At 66.2% G+C, this 21,256-nt stretch carries 19 protein-coding genes; 15 read left to right on the top strand and 4 right to left on the bottom strand.

Translation table 11 applies throughout. From position 1 onward, the window contains the following. The first annotated feature begins 63 nt into the window (after positions 1 to 63). The 3 genes from QXZ94_RS25200 (at position 64) to QXZ94_RS25190 (ending at position 4,171) form a co-directional block, all read left to right on the top strand. The gene (locus QXZ94_RS25200; RefSeq protein ID WP_315722930.1) at positions 64 to 552 is read left to right on the top strand and encodes a (2Fe-2S)-binding protein; all 489 of its coding nucleotides are present in this window, start codon (positions 64 to 66) and stop codon (positions 550 to 552) included. Continuing rightward, complete coding sequence (locus QXZ94_RS25195; protein WP_315722928.1) at positions 549 to 2,843, top strand: xanthine dehydrogenase family protein molybdopterin-binding subunit; 2,295 nt, start codon at positions 549 to 551, stop codon at positions 2,841 to 2,843. Before QXZ94_RS25200 ends, QXZ94_RS25195 begins: the two co-directional genes overlap by 4 nt. A 218-nt stretch (positions 2,844 to 3,061) precedes the next feature. Next, the gene (locus QXZ94_RS25190; protein WP_315722926.1) at positions 3,062 to 4,171 is read left to right on the top strand and encodes an HD-GYP domain-containing protein; all 1,110 of its coding nucleotides are present in this window, start codon (positions 3,062 to 3,064) and stop codon (positions 4,169 to 4,171) included. A gap of 21 nt (positions 4,172 to 4,192) precedes the next feature. Here the strand turns inward: QXZ94_RS25190 and QXZ94_RS25185 are convergent, their stop codons facing one another. Then, complete coding sequence (locus tag QXZ94_RS25185; RefSeq protein ID WP_315722924.1) at positions 4,193 to 5,767, bottom strand: AMP-binding protein; 1,575 nt, start codon at positions 5,765 to 5,767, stop codon at positions 4,193 to 4,195. A 157-nt stretch (positions 5,768 to 5,924) separates the two neighbouring features. Between QXZ94_RS25185 and QXZ94_RS25180 the strand changes: the two genes are divergently transcribed. Next, positions 5,925 to 6,749, top strand: coding sequence for an RnfABCDGE type electron transport complex subunit D (locus tag QXZ94_RS25180; protein WP_315722922.1), 825 nt, complete (start codon positions 5,925 to 5,927; stop codon positions 6,747 to 6,749). Continuing rightward, positions 6,746 to 8,074: a DUF2330 domain-containing protein gene (locus QXZ94_RS25175; RefSeq protein ID WP_315722920.1), complete on the top strand. Its 1,329-nt coding sequence runs from the start codon at positions 6,746 to 6,748 to the stop codon at positions 8,072 to 8,074. Before QXZ94_RS25180 ends, QXZ94_RS25175 begins: the two co-directional genes overlap by 4 nt. A gap of 20 nt (positions 8,075 to 8,094) precedes the next feature. Here the strand turns inward: QXZ94_RS25175 and QXZ94_RS25170 are convergent, their stop codons facing one another. Further along, on the bottom strand, positions 8,095 to 8,505 hold the full coding sequence (locus QXZ94_RS25170; protein WP_315722918.1) for a VOC family protein: 411 nt from the start codon (positions 8,503 to 8,505) through the stop codon (positions 8,095 to 8,097). Positions 8,506 to 8,629: 124 nt separating this feature from the next. On the opposite strand from QXZ94_RS25170, the gene QXZ94_RS25165 reads away from it, so the two are divergent. From QXZ94_RS25165 to QXZ94_RS25140, 6 genes are all read left to right on the top strand, one after another. Further along, a complete protein-coding gene (locus QXZ94_RS25165; RefSeq protein WP_315722916.1) occupies positions 8,630 to 9,604 on the top strand; it encodes a tripartite tricarboxylate transporter substrate binding protein in 975 nt (324 codons plus the stop codon). Between the two features lie 144 nt (positions 9,605 to 9,748). Beyond that, the gene (locus QXZ94_RS25160) at positions 9,749 to 10,045 is read left to right on the top strand and encodes a DUF3551 domain-containing protein (protein WP_315722914.1); all 297 of its coding nucleotides are present in this window, start codon (positions 9,749 to 9,751) and stop codon (positions 10,043 to 10,045) included. A gap of 128 nt (positions 10,046 to 10,173) precedes the next feature. Continuing rightward, entirely contained in the window at positions 10,174 to 10,791 is a 618-nt protein-coding gene (locus tag QXZ94_RS25155) for a hypothetical protein (RefSeq protein WP_315722912.1), read from the top strand. After that, positions 10,778 to 11,158 carry a winged helix-turn-helix domain-containing protein gene (locus tag QXZ94_RS25150; protein ID WP_172110506.1) on the top strand — a complete coding sequence of 127 codons (381 nt, stop codon included), beginning with the start codon at positions 10,778 to 10,780 and terminating at the stop codon, positions 11,156 to 11,158. The genes QXZ94_RS25155 and QXZ94_RS25150 overlap by 14 nt, the downstream gene beginning before the upstream one ends. Positions 11,159 to 11,193: 35 nt before the next feature. Then, the gene (locus QXZ94_RS25145) at positions 11,194 to 11,937 is read left to right on the top strand and encodes a di-trans,poly-cis-decaprenylcistransferase (protein WP_315722909.1); all 744 of its coding nucleotides are present in this window, start codon (positions 11,194 to 11,196) and stop codon (positions 11,935 to 11,937) included. A gap of 69 nt (positions 11,938 to 12,006) precedes the next feature. Next, entirely contained in the window at positions 12,007 to 13,953 is a 1,947-nt protein-coding gene (locus tag QXZ94_RS25140; protein ID WP_315722907.1) for a tetratricopeptide repeat protein, read from the top strand. Here QXZ94_RS25140 and QXZ94_RS25135 read toward each other — a convergent pair whose 3' ends face one another. Further along, the gene (locus tag QXZ94_RS25135; RefSeq protein WP_315722905.1) at positions 13,954 to 15,168 is read right to left on the bottom strand and encodes a LuxR family transcriptional regulator; all 1,215 of its coding nucleotides are present in this window, start codon (positions 15,166 to 15,168) and stop codon (positions 13,954 to 13,956) included. 241 nt (positions 15,169 to 15,409) lie between these two features. Further along, positions 15,410 to 15,832 (bottom strand): GFA family protein, encoded by a 423-nt coding sequence (locus QXZ94_RS25130; RefSeq protein WP_315722903.1) that lies wholly within the window; start codon positions 15,830 to 15,832, stop codon positions 15,410 to 15,412. Between the two features lie 238 nt (positions 15,833 to 16,070). Here QXZ94_RS25130 and QXZ94_RS25125 point away from each other — a divergent pair, with 238 nt between their 5' ends. From QXZ94_RS25125 to rbbA, 4 genes are all read left to right on the top strand, one after another. Continuing rightward, positions 16,071 to 17,072: an AraC family transcriptional regulator gene (locus tag QXZ94_RS25125; RefSeq protein ID WP_315722901.1), complete on the top strand. Its 1,002-nt coding sequence runs from the start codon at positions 16,071 to 16,073 to the stop codon at positions 17,070 to 17,072. Between the two features lie 13 nt (positions 17,073 to 17,085). Then, on the top strand, positions 17,086 to 17,298 hold the full coding sequence (locus tag QXZ94_RS25120) for a hypothetical protein (protein ID WP_315722899.1): 213 nt from the start codon (positions 17,086 to 17,088) through the stop codon (positions 17,296 to 17,298). 116 nt (positions 17,299 to 17,414) lie between these two features. After that, positions 17,415 to 18,518, top strand: coding sequence for an HlyD family secretion protein (locus tag QXZ94_RS25115; RefSeq protein WP_315722898.1), 1,104 nt, complete (start codon positions 17,415 to 17,417; stop codon positions 18,516 to 18,518). After that, complete coding sequence (rbbA, locus tag QXZ94_RS25110; protein ID WP_315722896.1) at positions 18,515 to 21,256, top strand: ribosome-associated ATPase/putative transporter RbbA; 2,742 nt, start codon at positions 18,515 to 18,517, stop codon at positions 21,254 to 21,256. Before QXZ94_RS25115 ends, rbbA begins: the two co-directional genes overlap by 4 nt.

Below are 21,256 nucleotides of genomic sequence, written 5' to 3'. Positions count from 1 at the left end.
GCGAATCGATAAATCCGAACTTCGCCGTAAGCGAAGTCGACACGCCGGGCGGGGAAGAAACCAATGCCCAATCTCACCATCAACGGGCGGACCATGTCCGTCGACGCGGCGAACGACACGCCGCTGCTATGGGTCATCCGCGAGCAGTTGCAGATGACCGGCACCAAGTTCGGCTGCGGCGCGGGGCTGTGCGGCGCCTGCACCGTGCACGTCAACGGCGAGGCGGTGCGCTCGTGCCAGACCATGGTCGGCGACGTCGCGGGGAAAAAGATCACCACCATCGAGGGCCTGTCGCAGAAGGGCGATCATCCGTTGCAGAAGGCATGGATCGCCGAGCAGGTGCCGCAATGCGGCTACTGCCAGTCCGGCCAGATCATGCAGGCAGCCTCGCTGCTCGCCAAGACGACGAGCCCGACCAAGGAGGAGATCACGGCGCATATGGACGGCAATCTCTGCCGCTGCATGACCTATTCGCGAATCCAGAAGGCGATCCAGCGCGCCGCATCCGAGATGCGCACCGCGTCGAACGGCAGCGACCGGAGGGCGACATGAACCAGCACGTGAAAGCAGCGCCCGCCATGGCCCCCGAGATGGCTCCCGATCTCAGCCGCCGCTCCTTCCTGGTCGGCACCGCCGCCACCGGCCTCGTGCTCGGCTATGCGGGCCTTCCCGATGCCGCGCTCGCCGCGACGGCGCCGGCGAGCTTCGAGCCGAGCGTGTGGTACTCCGTCGCGCCGGACGGTGTGGTCACCGTGACCTGCGGCAAGGCCGACATGGGGCAGCACATTGCGTCCACGATGGCGCAGATCGTGTGCGAGGAGCTCGGTGCGGCCTGGAAGGACATGCGCGTCCAGCTCGCCTCCAACGATCCGAAGTTCAACGATCCCGTGCTCGGCGCGCAGATCACCGGCGGCAGCTGGAGCACGATGATGAACTTCGACGCCATGAGCCGCGCCGGCGCGGCGGGGCGCATCGCGCTTACCGAGGCCGCTGCGTCAGTGATGGGCGTGCCGGCGAAGGAGCTCGTCGTGCGCGACGGCGTCGTGATGCATTCGAAGTCGAAGAAGCAGATGAGCTATGCCGAGATCGTCAAGAGCGGCAAGATCACCAAGAGCTTCACGCCGGACGAGTTGAAGGCGATCACGCTGAAGACGCCCGATCAGTACACCATGATCGGTGTGTCGGTGCCGCAGCTCGACATCCCCTCCAAGACCAACGGCACGGCGAAATACGGCATCGACACGATGCTGCCGGGCATGGTGTACGGCAAGGTGGTGACCCCGCCGGTGCGCTTCGGCGCCACCGTCAAGTCGGTCGACGACTCCGAAGCCAAGAAGGTCCCGGGCTTCATCAAGGCGGTCGTGCTCGACGACAAGACCGGCTCGACCTCGGGCTGGGTGGTCGCGGTCGCCTCGACCTTCGCCAACGCCAAGAAGGCGGCGGATGCGCTCAAGGTCAGCTATGACAAGGGCCCCTACGCCAATGTTAGCACCGACACCATCCTCACCGAGGCGATGCGGCTGCAGGCGCAGGACGATTCCGGGCAGTTCTTCGTCAAGGACGGCGATCCCGTCGCGGCGCTGTCGGGTGCAGCGAAAGTGCTGGAGGCGGAGTACACTACCAGCATCAACATCCACGCGCCGATGGAGCCAATGAACGCGACCGCCGAGTTCAAGGGCGACATCCTGCACATCTACTCCGGCAATCAGTTCGCGACCCGCTCCGGTGCGATCGCGGCGGGTGCCGCCGGGATCGATCCGAAATACGTCGTGATGCATCAGGCCTGGCTCGGCGGCGGCTTCGGCCGCAGGCTCGACGCCGACATGATGGTGCCGGCAGTGCAGGCGGCGAAGGCGGTCGGCAAGCCGGTCAAGGTGATCTACTCCCGCGAGAACGACATGACGATGGACTACTCGCGGCCGCTCACCTACCAGAAGGTCAAGGCGGGACTCGACAGCAATGGCAAGCTCATCGCGCTGAGCCATGACGTCGTCTCGGCCTGGCCGACGGCGCGCTGGGGCATTCCCGACTTCCTGTCGCCCTCGGTCGACAAGAAGGGCCCGCTCGACTCCTTCACGGTCAACGGCGCCGACTTCTTCTACACCGTGCCCAACCACCATGTGCGCGCGATCAAGAACGAGCTCGCGCACAATGCGACGCCGTCCGGGCAGCTCCGCTCGGTGGCGCCGGGTTGGACGTTCTGGGCGGTCGAGAGCATGATCGACGAGATCGCGGTGGCCTCGGGGCAGGACCCGGCGCAGTTCCGCATCGCGCTGCTCGACGGCAAGGGCAAGAACGACGGCGGCGCGCAGCGGTTGCGCAACACGCTGCTGGCAGCGATGGGCCTGTCCGGCTACGGCGCGAAGAAGCTGCCGAAGGGCGAGGGCATGGGCGTGTCCTGCGTGTCGTCGCAGGAGCGGGCGACCGCGAGCTGGACGGCGTGCGTGGCCCATGTGGCGGTTGCCGACACCGGCGAGGTCACGGTGAAGAAGCTCACCGTGGCGACCGACGTCGGCACCCAGGTGCATCCCGACAACATCCGTGCCCAGGTCGAGGGCGCGGCGCTGTGGGGATTGTCGCTGGCGATGTATGAGAAGGCGACGTTGAAGGATGGCGGCATCGAGCAGACCAACTTCGACAGCTACACGCCGCTGCGGATGAGCCAGGTGCCGGAGGTCGCGATCGCAGTCATCGCCAATGGCGAGAAGGCGACCGGCGTCGGCGAGCCCGCGGTGACGGTGGTCGCGCCGGCGCTCGGCAACGCCATCTACAACGCCTGCGGCGCGCGGCTGCGCGCGCTGCCGATCACCGCCGCAGCGGTCAAGGCGGCGATGAAGGCGTAGCGTCGTCGCCGGACCGGTCGCAGTATCTGGAAACCGCCGGGGCACGTCTCCGGCGGTTCTTTTTTGGCGATGCGATCGGGCGCGGCGCGGCACAATTTGAGCGTTCCTCTTAACGCTTCGCACACCTGAAACGATACAGCTTGAATGATCGGCTTAAGCCGCGACGAACCCGTATCCCGGTAACTTGCAAGGGCAGCAAACCGCAGGGGCGAGCACGTATGAGCGCGACAGCCAAGCAGACCGTGACCCAGACCGCGACCAGGCGCCATCTCCTGCTCGCGTCCGATCGCGGCGATCAGAGCAGCGAGCTGGCGCGCATCCTGCGCTCGGTCGGCGACGTCGACCTGATGCCGACCACCGAAATTCCCGAGAACCCCGGCAACCGCTTCTCCGGCGTCATCGTCGACATCAACCTGCGCTCGCCGGAGAGCGTGCAGCGGGTGCGCAAGAAGCTGTCATCGCGCGCCTATAGCGAGGTGCCTCGCCTGTTCGTGCTCGCCGAGGCGCTGCACCACGCCACCATGCAGGCGTGGGCGCTCGGCGCCACCGACACGATCGCGCGTCCGTTCAGCCCGGCGGACGTGCTTCAGCGCATCCGCTCGGCGCTTCCCGCCGACGACGGCTATGACGAGACCGATCGCGGCAAGCTGCTCAATCGCGGCATCGAGGCGGCCCAGGCCGTCATGGTCAAGATCTTCGAGAAGCTGCCCACGGGTGCCCATCTGACGATGGAGGACATCGTCGCGGCCGAGAACAAGATCCTGAAGGCGATCAAGCACTCTTCGCTGCGCGAGTGGATGACGGTGGTCGGCTGCCATCACAACGACACCTATCGGCATTGCCTGTTCGTGACCGGCCTCGCCGTCGGCTTCTCGATCCATCTCGGCATGCGCGACGACGACCAGCGCCGGCTGGTCCGTGCTGCGCTGCTGCACGATGTCGGCAAGGCGTTCATTCCGGTCGCGATCCTCGACAAGCAGGGCAAGCTGACCGCCGAGGAGATCGCGCTGCTGCGCCAGCACCCGCGCCGCGGCTATGAGGCGCTGTGGCGGCAGGGCGGCTTCCCGCCGGAGATGCTCGACGTGATCCTGCACCACCACGAGTTCCTCGACGGCTCCGGCTATCCCGATGCGCTGCATAACGAGCAGATCAGCGACATCGTGCGGCTCACCACGATCGTCGACATCTATGCCGCTCTGATCGAGAACCGCGCCTACCGGCCGGCCTTCACCCATGCGCGCGCGTTCCAGATCATGGAGAACATGGGGCCGAAGCTCGACCAGCAGCTGTTGCAGGCGTTCCGCCCGGTCGCCATGGGCGCGCATTAGGACGCGCGCCGCAACCTCGGCTCAATCCAGCAGCTTGCGCAGCTCGGCCTTCGCGACCTTTTCCAAGGTCGAGCGCGGCATCTCGTCGACCAGCTTCACCTCGCGCGGCACCTTGAAGTCGGCCAGTCCAGCGCGGCAGGCCGCCAGCACCTTCTCAGGCAATTGCTCGCGCGGGGCGCCAGCCTGCGGGATCACGAACGCCACCGGGACCTCGTCGAGCATCGGGTGCTTCTTGGCGACGACGGCGGTCTCGCGCACGCCGGGCACGGTGATGATCACCTGCTCGATCTCGGACGCCGCGACGTTCTCGCCGCCGACCTTGAGCATGTCCTTGGTGCGGTCGCCGAACTTGATGAAGCCGTTGGCAAGGCGCGTGACGCGGTCGCCGGTGAGGAAGAAGCCATCGGCATCGAAGCTCGTCCGCGTTGCCTCCTCGTTGTAGAGATATTCGGCGAACAGCGACAGGCCGGGCACGCCCTTGATGGCGAGATTGCCGGTGTCGCCGACTCCGGTCGGCCGGCCGTCGTCGTCGGTGATGCGGATGGTGTATTCCGGCGCGGCGCGGCCGATCGACATCGGCGTGTTCGGCTGATCGATCTCGCCGACGATGCCGTGGGTGATGGTTTCCGTCATGCCCCACCAGCCGATGATCTTGATGCCGAATTTGGCGAAGGCGGGTGGCTCCGATGCGGCGGTGCCCCACAGCCGGAACTTGTGATCCTTCGGTACCTCCTGCTCGAGCAGCGCCTTCATGCAAAACGGAATGGTCGAGGTCCAGGTGCAGCCATGCTCCAGCGCCACCGGCCAGAAGCGGCTGGCCGAGAAGCGCGGCTGGATCACACAGGTGGCGCCGACCCACAGGCTCGCGAGCATCGAATAAGCCAGCGCGTTGGTGTGGAACAGCGGCAGATAGGTCTGATGGACGTCGCTCTGATGCAGGTCCTCGTGAACCGCATTGACCTTGGCGCCCCACAGCGCATTGGCGTGCGTCCATAGCACCGCCTTCGGCCGCGACGTCGTGCCCGACGTGTATTGCACGCTGCACGGCGCGAGCGGATCGATCGCACGCCGTGGCCGCTCGGCGCTGTCGGCAAACAGCGTCTCGAAGCGCTCGCTCACGCCGACCGTCGTCGCCTCAGTCTGTCCCGGATCATGCGAGATCACCGCAAGCCAGCGGATGTCACGGCAATGCGCTGCGATCATCTCGGCATAAGACGGCTGGGTGATCGCGGCCACCGCGCGGCAGTGCCCGGCGAAGTAGTTCATCTCGGCCGCAGCCGAGCGCGTGTTGGTGGTGACCGCCAGCGCGCCGAGCTCGACGCAGGCGAACCAAGCCAGCATGGCCTCGACGCAATTGTCGAGATGGATCAGCACTGCGTCGCCCGGCTTGATGCCGCGCCTGACGAGGCCCGCGGCGAGCGCGCCGACCCGGTCGTGGAATTCGCCATAGGTCCAGCGACGCGCGGGAGCATCGAACGGAGCCCAGATCAGGAAGGGATGATCGCGCCGCGTCTCGCTGCGGAGCTTCAGGAGCCAGGGCACGTCCATGCCGTCGAATGGCATTACAGTGCCGGGTGCGATCGTCGTTGCGTTCATCTTGGCTCCGCTGTTCTTGTCCGCGGCCCGTCCCGGCCGCTTTCTCCCGATGTTGCTCCACCTTTTGCCATCCGGCGGCGTCGCGATCAAATCCGGATTGAACCGCTCTCCGTCCGGGCGCGACCAATGGCGCGGCAAAACTTGTCCGGAGGTTCGCATGCAGGCCCTGGCACGACCACGGCGGCTGCCCGATGCCCGCTATTTCCAGATCGCGGCATTGACCACGCTGCTGGTGATCAATTTCGCATTGATCGATTTCGGCGCGCGACCTGCGGCCAGCGTCATCGCGATCGCGACTGCGCTGCTGACGCAGCTGATCGGCTGTCGTCTCTCCGGTCTGCCGCTCGACCTGAAGTCGCCTTTGATCACCGGCCTGTCGCTCAGCCTGCTGTTGCGTGCGGATGCGCTGTGGCTGCATGCGGCCGCGGCCGTCATCGCCATCGGCTCGAAATTCGTACTGCGCATCGACGGCAAGCACGTCTTCAATCCGGCGGGCCTTGCGATCGTGGTGCTGCTGTTCAGCTCCAGCGGCGTGTGGATCTCGCCCGGCCAATGGGGCACCGAGATCTGGTTCGCGAGCCTCGCCAGCCTGTTTGCCGTTCTCGTTCTCAGTGCTTCCCACCGGGTGGATATCGCGATCTACTTTCTGGCGTCGCATGCCGCGCTGCTGTTGCTGCGAGCGACTTGGCTCGGCGATCCCCTGGTCATTCCGTTGCATCAGCTGCAGAGCGGCTCGCTGCTCATCTTCACGTTCTTCATGATCTCCGACCCGCGCACGACGCCTGATTCCCACGCCGGACGGCTGCTGTTCGCGGCGGCGGTCGCGGTAACCGCGCATTACCTCGCCTTCGTCCTGCAGATGCGGCCCGCGCTCTATGTCGCCTTGATCGCGCTGTCGCCGCTGACGCTGGTGCTCGACCGGCTGATTCCCGCTGCCCGCTTTTCCTGGCGTCCGTCTGTTCCCAAGGGAGTGTCGACATGACCCTGCGTACCAGCAAACTCTTCCGCACCGGCGTGGCAGCTGCTGCGATCCTCGCCCATGCGGCGACCGCACCGGCCCATGCGTTCTGCGGCTTCTATGTCGCGCAGGCCGACGCCAAGCTGTTCAACCAGTCCTCGAAGGTGGTGCTGGCGCGTGACGGCCAGCAGACCGCGATCACCATGGCCAGCGATTTCGAGGGCGACGTGAAGGAGTTCGCGGTCGTCGTTCCCGTGCCGACCTTCATCGAGCGCAAGCAGATCGGCGTGGTCGAGCCGAAGACGATCGACCATCTCGATAGATACACCGCGCCGCGGCTGGTGGAGTATCACGATGCGGATCCGTGCGCGCCGGTCATGGTTGCGGCGCGGGCGATGCCGACGGCGCCGATGATGGCGGGAGCGGTCCAAGAGATGGCCCGGCGGGATTACGGCGTCACCATCGAGGCCAGCTATGACGTCGCCGAATACGACGTGCTGATCCTGTCGGCGCAGGAGAGCGACGGCCTGACGCGCTGGCTGACCGACAACGACTATCGCCTTCCGCAAGGTGCGGAGGCCGTGCTCGGCAGCTACATCAAGCAGGGCATGCGGTTCTTCGTCGCCAAGGTCAATGTCGAGCGCATGAAGGGGCTGGGCAACGGACAGCTGCGGCCGCTGCAGGTGCGCTACCAGAGCGCCAAGTTCATGGTCCCGCTGCGGCTCGGCACGGTCAACGCCCGGGGACCACAGGACCTGATCATCTTCGCGCTGACCAGGAGCGGCCGCATCGAGGCTGCCAACTATCGCACCGTGAAGATCCCCTCCGACATCGACGTGCCGCTTTATGTGAAGAACGAGTTCGGCACGTTCTACAAGGCGCTGTTCGAGCGCGCCGTGGCGCGCGAGAACATGCAGGCGGTGTTCGTCGAATATGCCTGGGACATGGCCTGGTGCGATCCCTGCGCCGCCGATCCGATGAGCAACAAGGAGCTGGTCGAGCTCGGCGCGCGCTGGATCGGCGGCGACGGCGACGTTGCGTTCCGTGCGAACCGGCGCGGCGGCGGCTCTGACGCTTACGTCACCCGGCTGCACGTGCGCTATGACGCCAAGTCCTTCCCCGAGGATATCGTCTTCGTCGAGACCAAGGACCGCGCCAATTTCCAGGGCCGCTATGTGCAACACCATCCCTGGCGCGGCGAGGCGACGTGCGAGGCGGCCAACGCCTACCGGGACGGGCTCACCGCGCGCTTCGCCAAGGAGGCCGACAATGTCGCGTCCCTCACCGGCTGGTCGCGCGGCGACATCGTCGAGAAGATGGCACGCAGCGGCGAGACGCTCGCGAAGTAACCGCCGTCGTTCGCGGGGCCTCAGTCCTGGTACGACGAGATCTCGATCAGGCTGCCGTCGGGGTCGCGACAATACACCGAGCGCAGGGTGCCGCGGGCTCCCTGCTTGGCGACCGGGCCTTCCTCGATCGCGACGCCGAGCGCCTGCAGATGCGCCACGACCTCGTCCGGGCTGCTCGTGGTCAGGAAGCAGAGGTCGTCGCTTCCCGCCATCACATGGTCGGCCGTGAACCAGTCGACCTTGTCCGCGTCCTTCGGTCGCACGTTGATCTTCTGGTTCCCGAACAGCAGAGACGTTCGCTTCGTTCGTCCCATGCCGGGGTCCGACACCTGCAACGTCATGCCCAGGACTTTCTGGTACCAAGCGGTCGTGCGCTCCACGTCGGCGACATTGATGACGAGATGATCGAGCGCATCGATCTTGACCGGCATGGGCTCTTCCTTTCCTGGTAGAGTGTCCGATGAAACGTCGAACTCGCCGCAACCGCGGCATTCTGCTATGATGCGGGTCGGCGGTTCGTTAACGAACGCTCAACGACAATATCCGAGGAAACGTATGATTTCACGCCGTGCCGCGCTTGGTCTTCTCGCCTCTACCGTTCCGTCCATCGCCGCCATTCGTTCTGCATCCGCGGCGGACTACCCGGCCCGCCCGGTTCGTTTCGTGGTGGGCTATCCTCCGGGCGGTGCAACCGACATCCTGGCGCGGCTGATCGGCCAGCGTCTGTCCGAGACGCTCGGCCAGCAGTTCGTGGTCGAGAACAAGCCGGGCGCCGGCAACAACATCGCAACCGAATCGGTCGTGAATGCAACCGCCGACGGCTACACGCTGCTGCTGGTCAATCCGGCGAACTACATCAATGCCAGCCTCTATACCAACCTCAAGTTCACCTTCGTGCGCGACATCGCGCCGGTCGCCTCGTTCAATCGCGTTCCGAACGTGATGACCGTCAACAGCGACATCAAGGCCAAGAACGTGGCCGAGTTCATCGCCTATCTGAAGGAAAATCCGGGCAAGGTGAACATGGCCTCGTCCGGCAACGGCACCTCGGTGCATCTATCGGGCGAGATGTTCATGGCCATGACCGGCACCAAGATGCAGCATGTGCCGTATCGCGGCGCTGCCCCCGCCATCACCGACATGCTGGGCGGCCAGGTCCAGGTCATCTTCGACAATATGCCCTCGATCATTCAGCACATCCGCTCGGGCTCGCTGCGCGCGCTCGGCGTCACCACCCAGGAGCGCTCGGCGCTCTTGCCCGACGTGCAGGCCATCGCCGACACCGTGCCGGGCTATGAGGCGAGCGCGCTGTTCGGCGTCGGAGCGCCGAAGAACACGCCGAAGGAGATCGTCGAGAAGCTGAACAAGCAGATCAACGTGATCCTTGCCGAGCCCGACATCAAGAAGCGCCTGGTCGATCTCGGCGGCGATCCGTTGATCCAGACGCCGGAGCAGTTCGGCGCCCAGGTGGCTGCCGAGACCGACAAGTGGAAGAAGGTCGTCGAGTTCGCCGGCCTGAAGCTGGATTGACCCGCGGCTGCGGCTGTTCCCAACGGTGATGGCGTGCCTTGGCTGCGACACGTCATCGCCAAGCTTGGTGATCCACTCCGCCAGTTCGTCGTTATTTAACCATGTCAGTGTGATGCAATCTTCCCGCCAGAAGAGGAACAGATCATGCGCAAGATGATGATGGCGGCCGGCCTCGTCGGCGTCGCATTCGTCAGCGGCGGCGACGTCACGCCCGCCGCGGCCGGGGGCTACGACTATCCCTGGTGTGTGCAGGGCAGGGGCGTCGGCTACCCCGGCGACTGCTCCTATCAGACCTTCGAGCAATGCCGGGCCAGCGCCTCCGGCCGCAACGCCGGTTGCGGCATCAACCCCCGCGTGGCGTTCAATTCGGATCGTCGCGGGCCCTCCGTCTATGTCGACATGCCGCCGCCGCGGCGGGTGCACCGCTACAATCCCTACTGAGCGTGGCTGAAACTCCCTCGTCTGCGGCCGCGAGGCATCCCGCGGCCGCGTGAGGCTTGCGCTGACTTTGCGAGCGTGTATACTTTGTATTGCAAAGTTAACGCGCCTCATGCGGCGCCGGGTGAGACATGCGCGACCTCGACAAGGCGCTCGCCGACATCATCGCGATCCGCAGCCAGCTCGCGGCTGGCACGGCTTTTCGCGGCTATGGTCCGGCGACGATGGCCGCGACCGCCGCGGTCGCGCTTGCGACCGCCTCGATCCAGCAGATCGTGCTGCGCGACCCCACGGCGGAGCCGCTGGCCTTCCTGCTCGGCTGGGCGGCCGCGGCCTGCGTGTCGCTGACGATGATCTGGATCGAGATGCGGGCGCGCTCGCGCCGGCATCATTCCGGTCTCGCCGACGCCATGATCCATCAAGCGGTCGAGCAGTTTCTCCCCGCGGGAATCGCCGGCGTACTGCTGGCGGTGCTGCTGTGGAAGTTCGCGCCGGAGGCGCTGTGGATGCTGCCCGGCCTGTGGCAGATCCTGACGTCGCTCGGCGTGTTCGCCTCGGTGCGCTCGCTGCCCCGGACGGTCGCGCTGGCTGGTGCGTTCTACTTCCTGGCCGGGTTCGCGGTGCTGCTGCTCGGCAGCGTCACTCATTCGTTGTCGCCTTGGACCATGGGCCTGCCCTTCGCGGTCGGTCAGGCGCTGATGGCAGGCATTCTGTATTTTGCCACCGGAGACTCCGATGTCGAAGACTGACGGCAGTGCGCCGTTTTCCTATGACGGGCTCGACCGTGTCATCCACGAGAAGGCGCGACTCGGCCTGCTCACCTCGCTGATGGCGCATCCGAAGGGCCTCGCCTTTGCCGACCTCAAACAACTCTGCGGCCTGACCGACGGCAATCTCTCGCGTCATCTGCAGGTGCTGCAGGAGGCCGGCCTGGTGGAGGTCAGCAAGGGCTACGAGGGCAATCGGCCGCACACCACCTGCCGGCTGACCAAGGCCGGACGCCGCCGGTTCCTGGACTATCTCGCCGTGCTCGAACGTCTGGTCCGCGACGCAGCCGCGGCGGCCGGCAAGGAGCACGCGCCATCCTCGGTCGGCTTCATGCCGGGCCGCGCCTGAACATCTCACTGCTTTTTTTGACCTGGAGCTTTGCAATGCAAAGTAGTCTGCAACCTACATCGCCTGCTCCGGTGGACGGTCTGCATGTCGGCATCATCATGGATGGCAACGGCCGCTGGGCGACACGCCAGGGCCTGTCGCGGCTGCGCGGCCATGAGGCGGGCGTCGAGGCGATCCGCCGCGTGGTCGAGGCCGCCCCCGACCAGGGGGTCGGCACGCTGACGCTGTATGCCTTTTCCAGCGACAACTGGCGGCGTCCCCGCGCCGAGGTCGCCGCCTTGATGGCGCTGCTGCGGGTCTATCTCGCCAGCGAGGTGGACTCACTCGCTCGCAATGGCGTCCGTCTCACCGTGATCGGCCGCCGCGACCGTCTCCCGGGCGGCATCGCCGATGCGATCGGCCGCGCCGAAGCGGCAACGCAGAGCGGTCGGACTCTGCATCTGCGCATCGCCGTCGACTACTCCGCCCGTGATGCGATCCTCAATGCCGCGGCCAAGGCGCGCGACGCCGGCGGGCTCACGCGCGAAGCGTTCTCCGACCTCGTGACGGGAGAGGCGGGCCTGCGCGACGTCGACCTGATCATCCGCACCTCCGGCGAGCAGCGGCTGTCCGACTTCCTGCTCTGGGAGGGCGCCTATGCCGAGCTGCATTTCACGCAGCGCATGTGGCCCGACTTCGATGCCGGCGACCTCGCGCAGGCGCTGGCCTCGTTCCGCGGCCGGGAGCGCCGCTTCGGCGGCCTTGACGCGGTGCCGCTGGCGCCCGCACCGGTTTCCTGAGGCCCGCACAATCTTTCCGCGCATCGGGGAATCATCTACCGCTGGCAGCACGAGCGCAGAGATCCCGCGATGAAGCACAAGCCGCGCCGGCCCGCCGGCACATCTCCGGGCAAAACCGGATCGTCGCGCCATGGCGATACCGCCGATGCGCTGTGTGCCGCGGCGTTGCGGCTGCTGCGGGCAGGCCAGCTGACGCAGGCCGAGGACGCCTGCCGCCGCGCGCTGACATTGGATGCAGCTTCGATCGATGCGCTTCACGCGATGGGGCAGGTCTGCCTCGCGCTCAAGCGTGCCGATGACGCCATCGCGTGGTTCGCCCGTGCGATCCGGCAGAACATCTCCGCGTCGCCTTCGTTCGTTGGCCTCGCGCAGGCGCTGCGGCTCGGCGGCCGCCTCGACGAAGCCATCAAGGCCTATGATCGCGCCCTGCAGCTGCAGCCAGATGCAATCGAGAGCTGGGACGCCCTCGGCGAGCTGCTGCAGCTGACGGGCCGCCATGCCGAAGCGGCGCTGGCCTGTGATCGCCTGCTGCAGCTCGCGCCTGATCGCGTCGCGACGTGGTTCCGCCTCGGCGAAGTGCTGGAAGCTCAGGGCCGCCGCGACGAGGCGGCCCTGGCGTTCGAGCAGGTGCTCGAGCTGACACCCGATCATGTCGATGCGGCGAACAGAGCCGGCGCCGTCCATTTCGATGCAGGACGCTACGGCGAGGCGATCGCGCGTTTCGATCAGTCGCTTGCCGCGCGGCCCGATCAGCCTGGCGCTCTCTGCCTCAAGGGCATCTCGCTGCGACGGCTGCGCCGCTATGACGAAGCGCATGCGAGCGGCCAGCGCGCGCACGCATTGTTGCCGGCCGATCCCGACATTGCCAACAGCTATGGCTGCATCCTGCAGAATCTCGGCCGTCACGACCAGGCCGTCGCCGCCTTCGACAAGGCGATCGCGATCCGGCCGCAGGTCGCGGACTTTCACAATCATCGCGGCACGTCGCTGGCTGAATTGCACCGCTTCGACGAGGCCTTCGCCAGCTTCGAGCGCGCCGTCGCGCTGAAGCCGGACCTTGCCGACGCGCATTGGAACGCGGCGCTATTCCGGTTGCTGACCGGCGACTTTGCGCGGGGCTGGGCGGCTCGTGAATGGGGGCGCAAATGTCGCGCCGTCGGCTTCGTGGAGCGCAGCTTCGACGTGCCGATGTGGCTCGCCGACGCGCCGCTCGCGGGCAAGACGATTCTGCTCCACAGCGACGAGGGACTGGGCGACACGATTCAGTTCGCCCGCTACGCCACGATGGTCGCGGCCGAGGGCGCGCGCGTGGTGCTCGAGGTCGACGGCGTGCTGCAGCCCCTGATGTCCGGCATCAGGGGTGTCGCGCAATGTCTGGCCCGCGGCATCGATGCGCTGCCGGTCATCGACTATCACTGTCCGCTGTCGAGCCTGCCGCTCGCCTTCGCGACCCGCCTCGACACGATCCCTGATGCGCCGTCCTACCTGCCGCGCCCGCCGGCGGAGCGCTGCGCGCTGTGGGAGCAGCGGCTCGGGCCGCACGATCGGATGCGCGTCGGGCTGGTCTGGTCCGGCAACCCGATGCATCTCAACGACCACAACCGCTCGATGGCGTTGGCGAGGCTCGCGCCGCTGTTCGCCCTGGATGCGCAGTTCGTCAGCCTGCAGAAGGACCCGCGGCCGGCGGACAAGGCCATGCTCGCCGACCGACGCGACATTCTCGATCTCACCGCTGACATCCGCGACTTCGTCGATACAGCGGCGCTGATCGACAGATTGGACCTGGTCGTGACGGTCGACACCAGCGTCGCGCATCTCGCCGGCGCGCTCGGCAAGCCGACCTGGGTCATGCTCCCCTACACGCCGGACTATCGCTGGCTGCTCGGTCGCGCCGACAGTCCCTGGTATCCGAGCGTGCGGCTGTTTCGTCAGGATGAGCGCCGCGACTACGAGACGGTGGTCGCGCGCGTCCACGACGCGTTGGCGCAACAGGTCGCGGCCTTCTCGGCGATCTAGCTAGGGATCGGCATTCAGTAGCCCGACCGATATCTCATGGATGCGCCGCGTCAGCTCGGCGACGCTGCGCCATCCCGTCTTTTCCCGTGTGCGCTTCAGATGCGTATACACCGTCGTGACCTTGATGCCGCGATGCGCGGCATATTCGACCGCCGTCATGCCGGCGCTGAGTGCCCAGGCCAGCTGCGCTTCCGCCTTGGTCAGACCATGGAGATCCTGAAGCAGGTGCGTCGCCGGGCCGTCCCGCATCGGATCACGTACCAGCATCATCACTGCGGCAGCCGGACGATCCGTCCGGCGCCCGGAATGGCGCAAGGCGCGCAGCGATATCGTGCACGGCGGCAGGCCGTCCGGACGAGGAGCCAGGAAGTCGCGCGCGGCATCTGCGTCGGTCAGGCCGTCGGCGCCCACCGCCGCGCTGAATGCGCGGGCGAAGCGATTGCGCAGGTCCGCCGAGCCGAAGAGAATGCCGCGACTGTCGACCCGGAACAGCCCGCTGCCCGCCGAGATCGCTTGCAGGCTCGGATTGAGGTAGACGATCTCGCCCTTCGGATCGAGCAGCGCGACGCCGTCCTTCAATACATCGAGCGCACGCGTGCCGATGTCGTGACCATACGCCGTGACGAGGCTGCCTCGCATTCTATGCGCGCGCTGCAAATGCGGCGTGAGGCGCTGCATCAGCGCAATGTCTGCCTTGGTGACATGTCCGTGCCGCGGCGTTCGTTGCAGGGTCAAGGCGACCATAGGCTGCGGCGACCGCTCCAGCACCGCCGAGAGAAAGTAGCGCAAGCCGGCACGCGGCAGAAACTCTGCATAGAACGGATCCCGGTCCATGGCGCTCTCGTCCATGACCTGATAGTCCCAGGACAGCTCGCCTTGTTGCTGCTTCAACGCCGTGGGGAGGCGCGGATTGCGTGGCGCGAAATGGGCGAGGTAGTCGTCGCCCTCGGCCGGAGCGACGCCACTGCTGCGGAACGTCACCGGCTGCCGGACGATAGGGTCTATGACCTCGAAGGTGGCGCTTTCGGCGCCTGTCAGCTCCCGGACGCAATTCAGCGCACCGCCGATGCCGTCGGGTTCCGCGAAGCCTTGATAGATGGCGTCCAGCGCCCGTGAATAGAACTCGCTCTGCACGATGACCTCGCTGCCATGACCGGGAGAAGGTGCGCCGGCCTGACTTGTCAACCCTGACGCGCGGACGATATTCCCGTTCATGGGTCGCCGCCCAGCGCGCGAGGTTCATCGCGCAGCTTCGGCGCGAAACCGCGCGTTTGGCGGGCGCGCCAGGACTATCAGACGCGAGATGCTGCACAGGGGAGGCTTCGTATCGCTGCAGACGAGTGATGAGGGGCCGGGGCCCGTCGTGCTGTGACGGCTGTCGATGACACTCGACCATGCGACGGGTGGCGCGCCGAGGCCCTGAAGCCCGGGAGCTACAGGGCTCGGCAGCGTCGAGCTACTCCGCGACGGCTTCGCCCGAGCCGCCGAACTCGCGCGGAAAGTCCTTCAGCTTCGGCAGGCCGTCGCGCATCGGCAGCACGGTTTCGGCATAGTTCACGTGCACGGCCGGCTTGAAGTCGAGATCCGGAAGCGTCGCTGCGAATACGTCGACGAGCCCGAGCGGCGGATGATTGGTCATCAGATGACCGCCGCATTTCGCGCAGTACTGCCGCTGGCTCAGCGGCGTCTTCGCAAACATCGCCACGTGCTCGCTGCCTGATGTGATCCTGACCGCGTCCGGCTTCCACAAGCTGAAAGCATTCACGGGCCCGCCCGACCACGACCGGCAGGAGCGGCAGTGACAATAGCCCATCGCTGCCGGTGCTCCAGATACCTCGACTTCAACCGCTCCGCAAAAACATCGTCCAGCAAGTGTCATCATCGTCCTCGTTGGTTGTAGGTCCCAGCGGACGGCATCACTCCTCGACCTTGGCGTCTTGGCCGTCCGCGACGATCGCCAAGGCTGACACGACCACGCGTGATCCAGTTCACATTCGGCAATCCTGCGCTGCGCCACATCCCCTGATGAGAGGACGCCGCCTTCGCGGTGATGGCGCTATCGACTCGGCATCGAAGCGTCATCCCAGGTCTCAGTTTCAAAGGTTCCGAGTGATCGCATGTCAGACTTCAACCCTCGCATCGTTGAATTCTCGACCGACCACATCCCCGAAGGGGAGCGCGCTGCGTTCTGGCGCGAGCACTACGGTCAGGTCATGCTCCGCGTCGATTTCGAGCCCGCGCCGGATGTCGCATTCAACGCGCGAAATCGGGCGCTGACCTTGCCGGGCCTGCAGCTACTCGATGCCTGGGCTACTCCGGCGCGGATCTCCCGGTCCGGCCGCTATCTCGCCGACGGCGCCGACAACGTCATCCTCGCGATCAACCGCCAGGGCACCGCCTTCGTCGAGGCTGCAGGGCAGACGCGCGAGCTGCCTGAGGGGGAGGCGGCCATCCTCAGCGGCGCCGATGCATGCGCGTTTCATCGTGCGAGCAACGGTCGGTCGTTCACCCTGCTCATGCCGCGAGTCATGATCGAGGCAGCCGACGTCAGCGTCGAGGACGCAGTGATGCGGCAGATGCCGGTCGATCGGGGCGCGCTGCGATTGCTCGACCACTATGCGAGCTGGCTGATGGCGAGCGGCGCCGCGATCGATGCACAGCTGCTCAATCTGTCGGTGCGTCACGTCATGGATCTGCTCGCGCTCTCGATCGGGCCGGCAGCCGATCTGGCCGAGACGATGCGCGCGCGAGGATTGCGTGCAGCACGGTTGAGGCTCGCCAAATCGTTCCTCGTCGCCAACAGCCGGCGCCGCGACCTGTCGGTGGCGATGGTCGCGGCCAAGCTGAACGTCACGCCGCGTTACGTGCAGCGCCTGTTCGAGATCGACGGCACCACCTTCTCCGCGTTCCTCTCGGGTGTGCGACTGGCGCATGCGCATCGCATGCTGTGTGATCCCGCCCATGGCCCGCTGGCGATCGCCAGCATCGCCTATGACGTCGGCTTCGGCGATCTCTCGCACTTCAACCGCTCGTTCCGCCGCCAGTATGGACTGACACCGCGGGAGGTCCGGGGCGATTGCGGCGGCAGCCGTGCGTTGCCGATCGGACGCATGTCCTGAACGGGAGGCGGCCATGACATCCAAGATGATCGCGCTGAGCATTCTCGATGGCATCTTCATCGCGGCCACCGGCTTTCTCCTGCTGGTCATCGCCGGTCTGCCGATCGAGTGGATGCTTGCCCTGCTCGACATGTCGCTGCGCGAATTCCAGGCATTCGCCTTGTTCATCATCTTCAGCAGCCTGCTGCTGATCCATGCGATCGCGACATCCGATTCCGCGCCGTAAACCAAACGTGATCTCCAACGTCGGTAGCGCACGCGGCGCCAATTGAGCTGTGTCAACGGATTCCCGAGGGCCTGTGGCAAACGAAGCGCCTGCTTCAGCGAAGAAGGCCTCTCGGAATGGATCCACAGGACACTCGGCTCGCGGATGACGAACGGCCCGTTCAGCACGTGCGTGCGGAAGCCGTCGCTCTCGTTCCCGCGCCGGCGCTGCCGATGGCCGTGGCGCATGAGCTGCCGCCGAAGCGACGCATGTGGCCATTTCTTGTGCTGCTCGTCCTTCTCGCCGGGGCTGCGGGAGGCGGTGGCTACGTCTGGTGGCAGCGCCTGCATCCCCCGCTGCCGCTCGGCATCAGCGTCAGCAATGGCAGGATCGAGGCCGACGAGATCGATATCGCGACCAAATATGCCGGCCGCGTCGCCGAGCTCCGCGCCGATATCGGCGATCTCGTCGAGGCCGGGCAGATCGTGGCGCGCATGGACAGCAAGGAGCTGCAGCAGTCACTGTCCAAGGCCACGGCTCAGGCCGAGCAGGCTCAGCATGTCATCGATCAGGCGCGCGCCAATCTCGCGCAATTGCAGGCGCAGAAGACGCTGGCCGAACAGGAGATGGAGCGCACGCGCAGCCTGCTGCAGAACGGCTGGACGACGCGCGAGCTGGCCGACCAGCGGCAGCAGGCGCTCGACGCCGCCATCGCGGGCGTCGCCGGCGCACAGGCGCGAATCTCGGAGGCCGAGCGCGGCCTGGAAGCGGCGCGTCACGACGTTGCGCTCTACACCGTCCAGATTGCCGACAACTCGCTGATCGCGCCGAAGGCCGGCCGCATTCAATACCGGCTCGCCAATGTCGGCGAGGTCCTGGGCGCCGGCGGCAAGGTCTTCACGATGCTCGACATCGGCTATGTCTATATCGACGTGTTCCTGCCGACCGAGGAGGTCGGCAAGATCAAGGTCGGGAGCGACGCCCGCATCGTGCTCGACGCCTATCCTGATCGTCCCATTCCTGCGAAGGTGGCGTTTGTCGCGAGCCAGGCGCAGTTTACGCCGAAGACGGTGGAGACCCGCAGCGAGCGCGACAAGCTGATGTTCCGCATCCGCGTGCGCGTCGATCCGGACAGGTTGGCGGCGCATGCCGACGCGGTCAGAAGCGGGCTGCCGGGCGTCGCTTATGTGCGGTGGAATCCGGACGTCGCCTGGCCCGCGCGCCTGCAAGCCGCGCCATGAGCATCGCCGCGCCTCCGGTCGCGGTGGTGAGGCATCTGTCGCAGCACTATCGTGACGTCGCCGCGCTCGACGACGTCTCGATCGCGCTTCCGTCGGGATGCGTGATCGGACTGATCGGGCCCGACGGCGTCGGAAAATCCTCGCTGCTGTCGATCCTGGCCGGCGCACGCGCGATCCAGCGTGGAGAGGCCGTCGTGCTCGGCGCCGACATGGCCGACCGGCGTGCGCGCGAGCGAGCCTGCCCCCGCATCGCCTACATGCCGCAAGGCCTTGGCAAGAATCTCTATCCCGATCTCAGCGTGCGCGAAAACATCGCATTCTTCGCGCGCCTGTTCGGCCAGTCTCGCGCCGAGCGCGATTGGCGCATCGCCGAGCTGATGGAGGCGACGGCGCTGTCCGACTTTGCCGACCGGCCGGCGAAAAAGCTGTCCGGCGGCATGAAGCAGAAGCTCGGCCTGTGCTGCTCGCTGATCCACGATCCCGACCTCCTCATCCTCGACGAGCCGACGACGGGCGTCGATCCGCTGTCGCGCCGCCAGTTCTGGGATCTGATCGACCGCCTGCGGGCGCGTAGCGCCACGGCCATGAGCGTGGTGGTGGCGACCGCCTACATGGAGGAGGCCGAGCGTTTCGATTGGCTGATCGCGATGAATGACGGCCGCATTCTCGCGACCGGAACGCCAGCGGAGCTCAAGGCGCAGACCGCGGCGCAGACGATCGAGGATGCGTTCATTGCGCTGCTGCCGCCGGACGGGTTGCGGCATCAGGCGGAGATGCCGGTCAAGGCCGAGCTCGACCCCGATCACGAGACGGTCATCGCTGCGCGCGACCTGACCTGCCGTTTCGGCGACTTCACGGCCGTCGATCGCGTGAACTTCCAGATCCGCAAGGGCGAGATCTTCGGCTTCGTCGGCTCCAATGGTTGCGGCAAGACCACCACCATGAAGATGCTGACCGGGTTGCTGCCGCCGACCGCCGGCGAGGCGCTGATCTTCGGCCGCTCCATGGAGGCCGGCAATCACGAATCGCGCCGCCGTGTCGGCTACATGTCGCAGGCGTTCTCGCTCTATGGCGAGCTCACCGTGCGGCAGAACCTGGTGCTGCATGCGCGGCTGTTCCATCTGCCGCACGATTTTGCCGAGAAACGGATCGCCGAACTGATCGATCGCTGCGACCTGACGGAGCATGTCGATGGTCTCGCCGCCGAGCTGCCGCTCGGCATCCGCCAGCGGCTGTCGCTCGCGGTGGCGATCGTCCACGCGCCGGATCTGCTGATCCTCGACGAGCCGACCTCGGGCGTCGATCCCGTGGCGCGCAACCAGTTCTGGCGGCTGCTCATCGAGCTGTCGCGCAACGACGACATGACGATCTTCGTCTCCACGCATTTCATGAACGAGGCGGCGCGCTGCGACCGGCTGTCGCTGATGCATGACGGGCGCGTGCTGGCGACCGACACGCCGGACGGGCTGATCCGGGCGAAGGGCGCGCAGACGCTGGAGGAGGCCTTCGTCGCGTTCCTCGAGCAGGACGCCGGCCTCGACGCGCCGCCGACGATGCTGATCGATACGAGCTCTCCGCCCGCGCCCGAGCGCAGGATCAGCGGCAAGCCCGCGCGGTTCAGCCTGCGCCGGCTGTTCGCCTACACGATCCGCGAGGGCCTCGAGCTGGTGCGTGATCCGATCCGGCTGATGTTCGCGCTGTTCGGCACCGCCTTCCTGATGATCGTGTTCGGCGTCGGCATTTCCACCGATGTCAACGACCTCACCTTTGCAGCGCTCGATCGCGACCAGACGCCGGAGAGCCGCGCCTATCTCGCCGAGCTCAGGGGCTCGGCCTATTTCGTCGAGAAGCCGCCGCTCATCGACTATGCCGATCTCGAGCGCCGGATGAAGGCCGGCGACATCATGGCCTCGATCGAGATCCCGCCGAATTTCGGCCTCGACATCAAGCGCGGCCGGACTGCCTTCGTGTCGGCCTGGATCGACGGCTCGATGCCGTTCCGCGCCGAGACCATCCGCGGCTATCTCGAGGGCACCCATCAGCTCTATCTGGGCGATCCCGCGGTCAAGACCACCCGGCCCGCCGCCGCGTCGCCGGTCAACACCGAGATTCGCTTCAAGTACAACCAGGCCTTCAACAGCATCTATGCGATGGTCCCGACCACGATCGCGCTGCTACTGGCGCTGTTTCCGGCGATCCTGATGGCGCTCGCGGTCGTCCGCGAGAAGGAGCTCGGCTCGATCACCAATCTCTACGTGACGCCAGTGACGCGCCTGGAGTTTCTACTCGGCAAGCAGCTGCCTTATGTCGGCGTGGCGCTGGTGAATTTCGCCGTGATGTTCGGCATGGCCACCCTGCTGTTCAACGTTCCGCTCAGGGGAGCGATTCTGCCGCTGCTGACGGGCACGATCATCTACGTCTTTACGACGACGGCTTACGGCATGTTGATCTCGACCTTCTGCCGGACCCAGATCGCCGCTCTGTTCGGCACCGCGATCCTCACCGTGCTGCCGGCGACGCAGTTCTCCGGGATGCTGGTGCCGGTCTCGTCGCTGTCCGGCGTCGGCCGGATCATCGGGATGGGATTTCCCATGACCTACTTCCGTCCGATCAGCGTTGGCACCTTCACCAAGGGCCTCGGCTTTGCCGATCTCGGCGCCGACATCCTGACGCTGGTCGTCTTCATTCCGGTTTTGATCGGGCTCAGCCTCGTGCTGCTGCCGAAGCAGGACAGCTGA

This window comes from Bradyrhizobium sp. SZCCHNS2022, from assembly GCF_032377575.1.
GTDB classification, from domain to species: domain Bacteria; phylum Pseudomonadota; class Alphaproteobacteria; order Rhizobiales; family Xanthobacteraceae; genus Bradyrhizobium; species Bradyrhizobium aeschynomenes.
This window is presented reverse-complemented; position numbering and strand designations above follow the sequence as displayed.

Excerpts from the sequence above, each read along its gene's own strand:
- QXZ94_RS25200 (WP_315722930.1), top strand. The coding sequence starts at position 64 with ATGCCCAATCTCACCATCAACGGGCGGACCATGTCCGTCGACGCGGCG.
- QXZ94_RS25195 (WP_315722928.1), top strand. The coding sequence starts at position 549 with ATGAACCAGCACGTGAAAGCAGCGCCCGCCATGGCCCCCGAGATGGCT.
- QXZ94_RS25190 (WP_315722926.1), top strand. The coding sequence starts at position 3,062 with ATGAGCGCGACAGCCAAGCAGACCGTGACCCAGACCGCGACCAGGCGC.
- QXZ94_RS25185 (WP_315722924.1), bottom strand. The coding sequence starts at position 5,767 with ATGAACGCAACGACGATCGCACCCGGCACTGTAATGCCATTCGACGGC.
- QXZ94_RS25180 (WP_315722922.1), top strand. The coding sequence starts at position 5,925 with ATGCAGGCCCTGGCACGACCACGGCGGCTGCCCGATGCCCGCTATTTC.
- QXZ94_RS25175 (WP_315722920.1), top strand. The coding sequence starts at position 6,746 with ATGACCCTGCGTACCAGCAAACTCTTCCGCACCGGCGTGGCAGCTGCT.
- QXZ94_RS25170 (WP_315722918.1), bottom strand. The coding sequence starts at position 8,505 with ATGCCGGTCAAGATCGATGCGCTCGATCATCTCGTCATCAATGTCGCC.
- QXZ94_RS25165 (WP_315722916.1), top strand. The coding sequence starts at position 8,630 with ATGATTTCACGCCGTGCCGCGCTTGGTCTTCTCGCCTCTACCGTTCCG.
- QXZ94_RS25160 (WP_315722914.1), top strand. The coding sequence starts at position 9,749 with ATGCGCAAGATGATGATGGCGGCCGGCCTCGTCGGCGTCGCATTCGTC.
- QXZ94_RS25155 (WP_315722912.1), top strand. The coding sequence starts at position 10,174 with ATGCGCGACCTCGACAAGGCGCTCGCCGACATCATCGCGATCCGCAGC.
- QXZ94_RS25150 (WP_172110506.1), top strand. The coding sequence starts at position 10,778 with ATGTCGAAGACTGACGGCAGTGCGCCGTTTTCCTATGACGGGCTCGAC.
- QXZ94_RS25145 (WP_315722909.1), top strand. The coding sequence starts at position 11,194 with ATGCAAAGTAGTCTGCAACCTACATCGCCTGCTCCGGTGGACGGTCTG.
- QXZ94_RS25140 (WP_315722907.1), top strand. The coding sequence starts at position 12,007 with ATGAAGCACAAGCCGCGCCGGCCCGCCGGCACATCTCCGGGCAAAACC.
- QXZ94_RS25135 (WP_315722905.1), bottom strand. The coding sequence starts at position 15,168 with ATGAACGGGAATATCGTCCGCGCGTCAGGGTTGACAAGTCAGGCCGGC.
- QXZ94_RS25130 (WP_315722903.1), bottom strand. The coding sequence starts at position 15,832 with ATGACACTTGCTGGACGATGTTTTTGCGGAGCGGTTGAAGTCGAGGTA.
- QXZ94_RS25125 (WP_315722901.1), top strand. The coding sequence starts at position 16,071 with ATGTCAGACTTCAACCCTCGCATCGTTGAATTCTCGACCGACCACATC.
- QXZ94_RS25120 (WP_315722899.1), top strand. The coding sequence starts at position 17,086 with ATGACATCCAAGATGATCGCGCTGAGCATTCTCGATGGCATCTTCATC.
- QXZ94_RS25115 (WP_315722898.1), top strand. The coding sequence starts at position 17,415 with ATGGATCCACAGGACACTCGGCTCGCGGATGACGAACGGCCCGTTCAG.
- rbbA (WP_315722896.1), top strand. The coding sequence starts at position 18,515 with ATGAGCATCGCCGCGCCTCCGGTCGCGGTGGTGAGGCATCTGTCGCAG.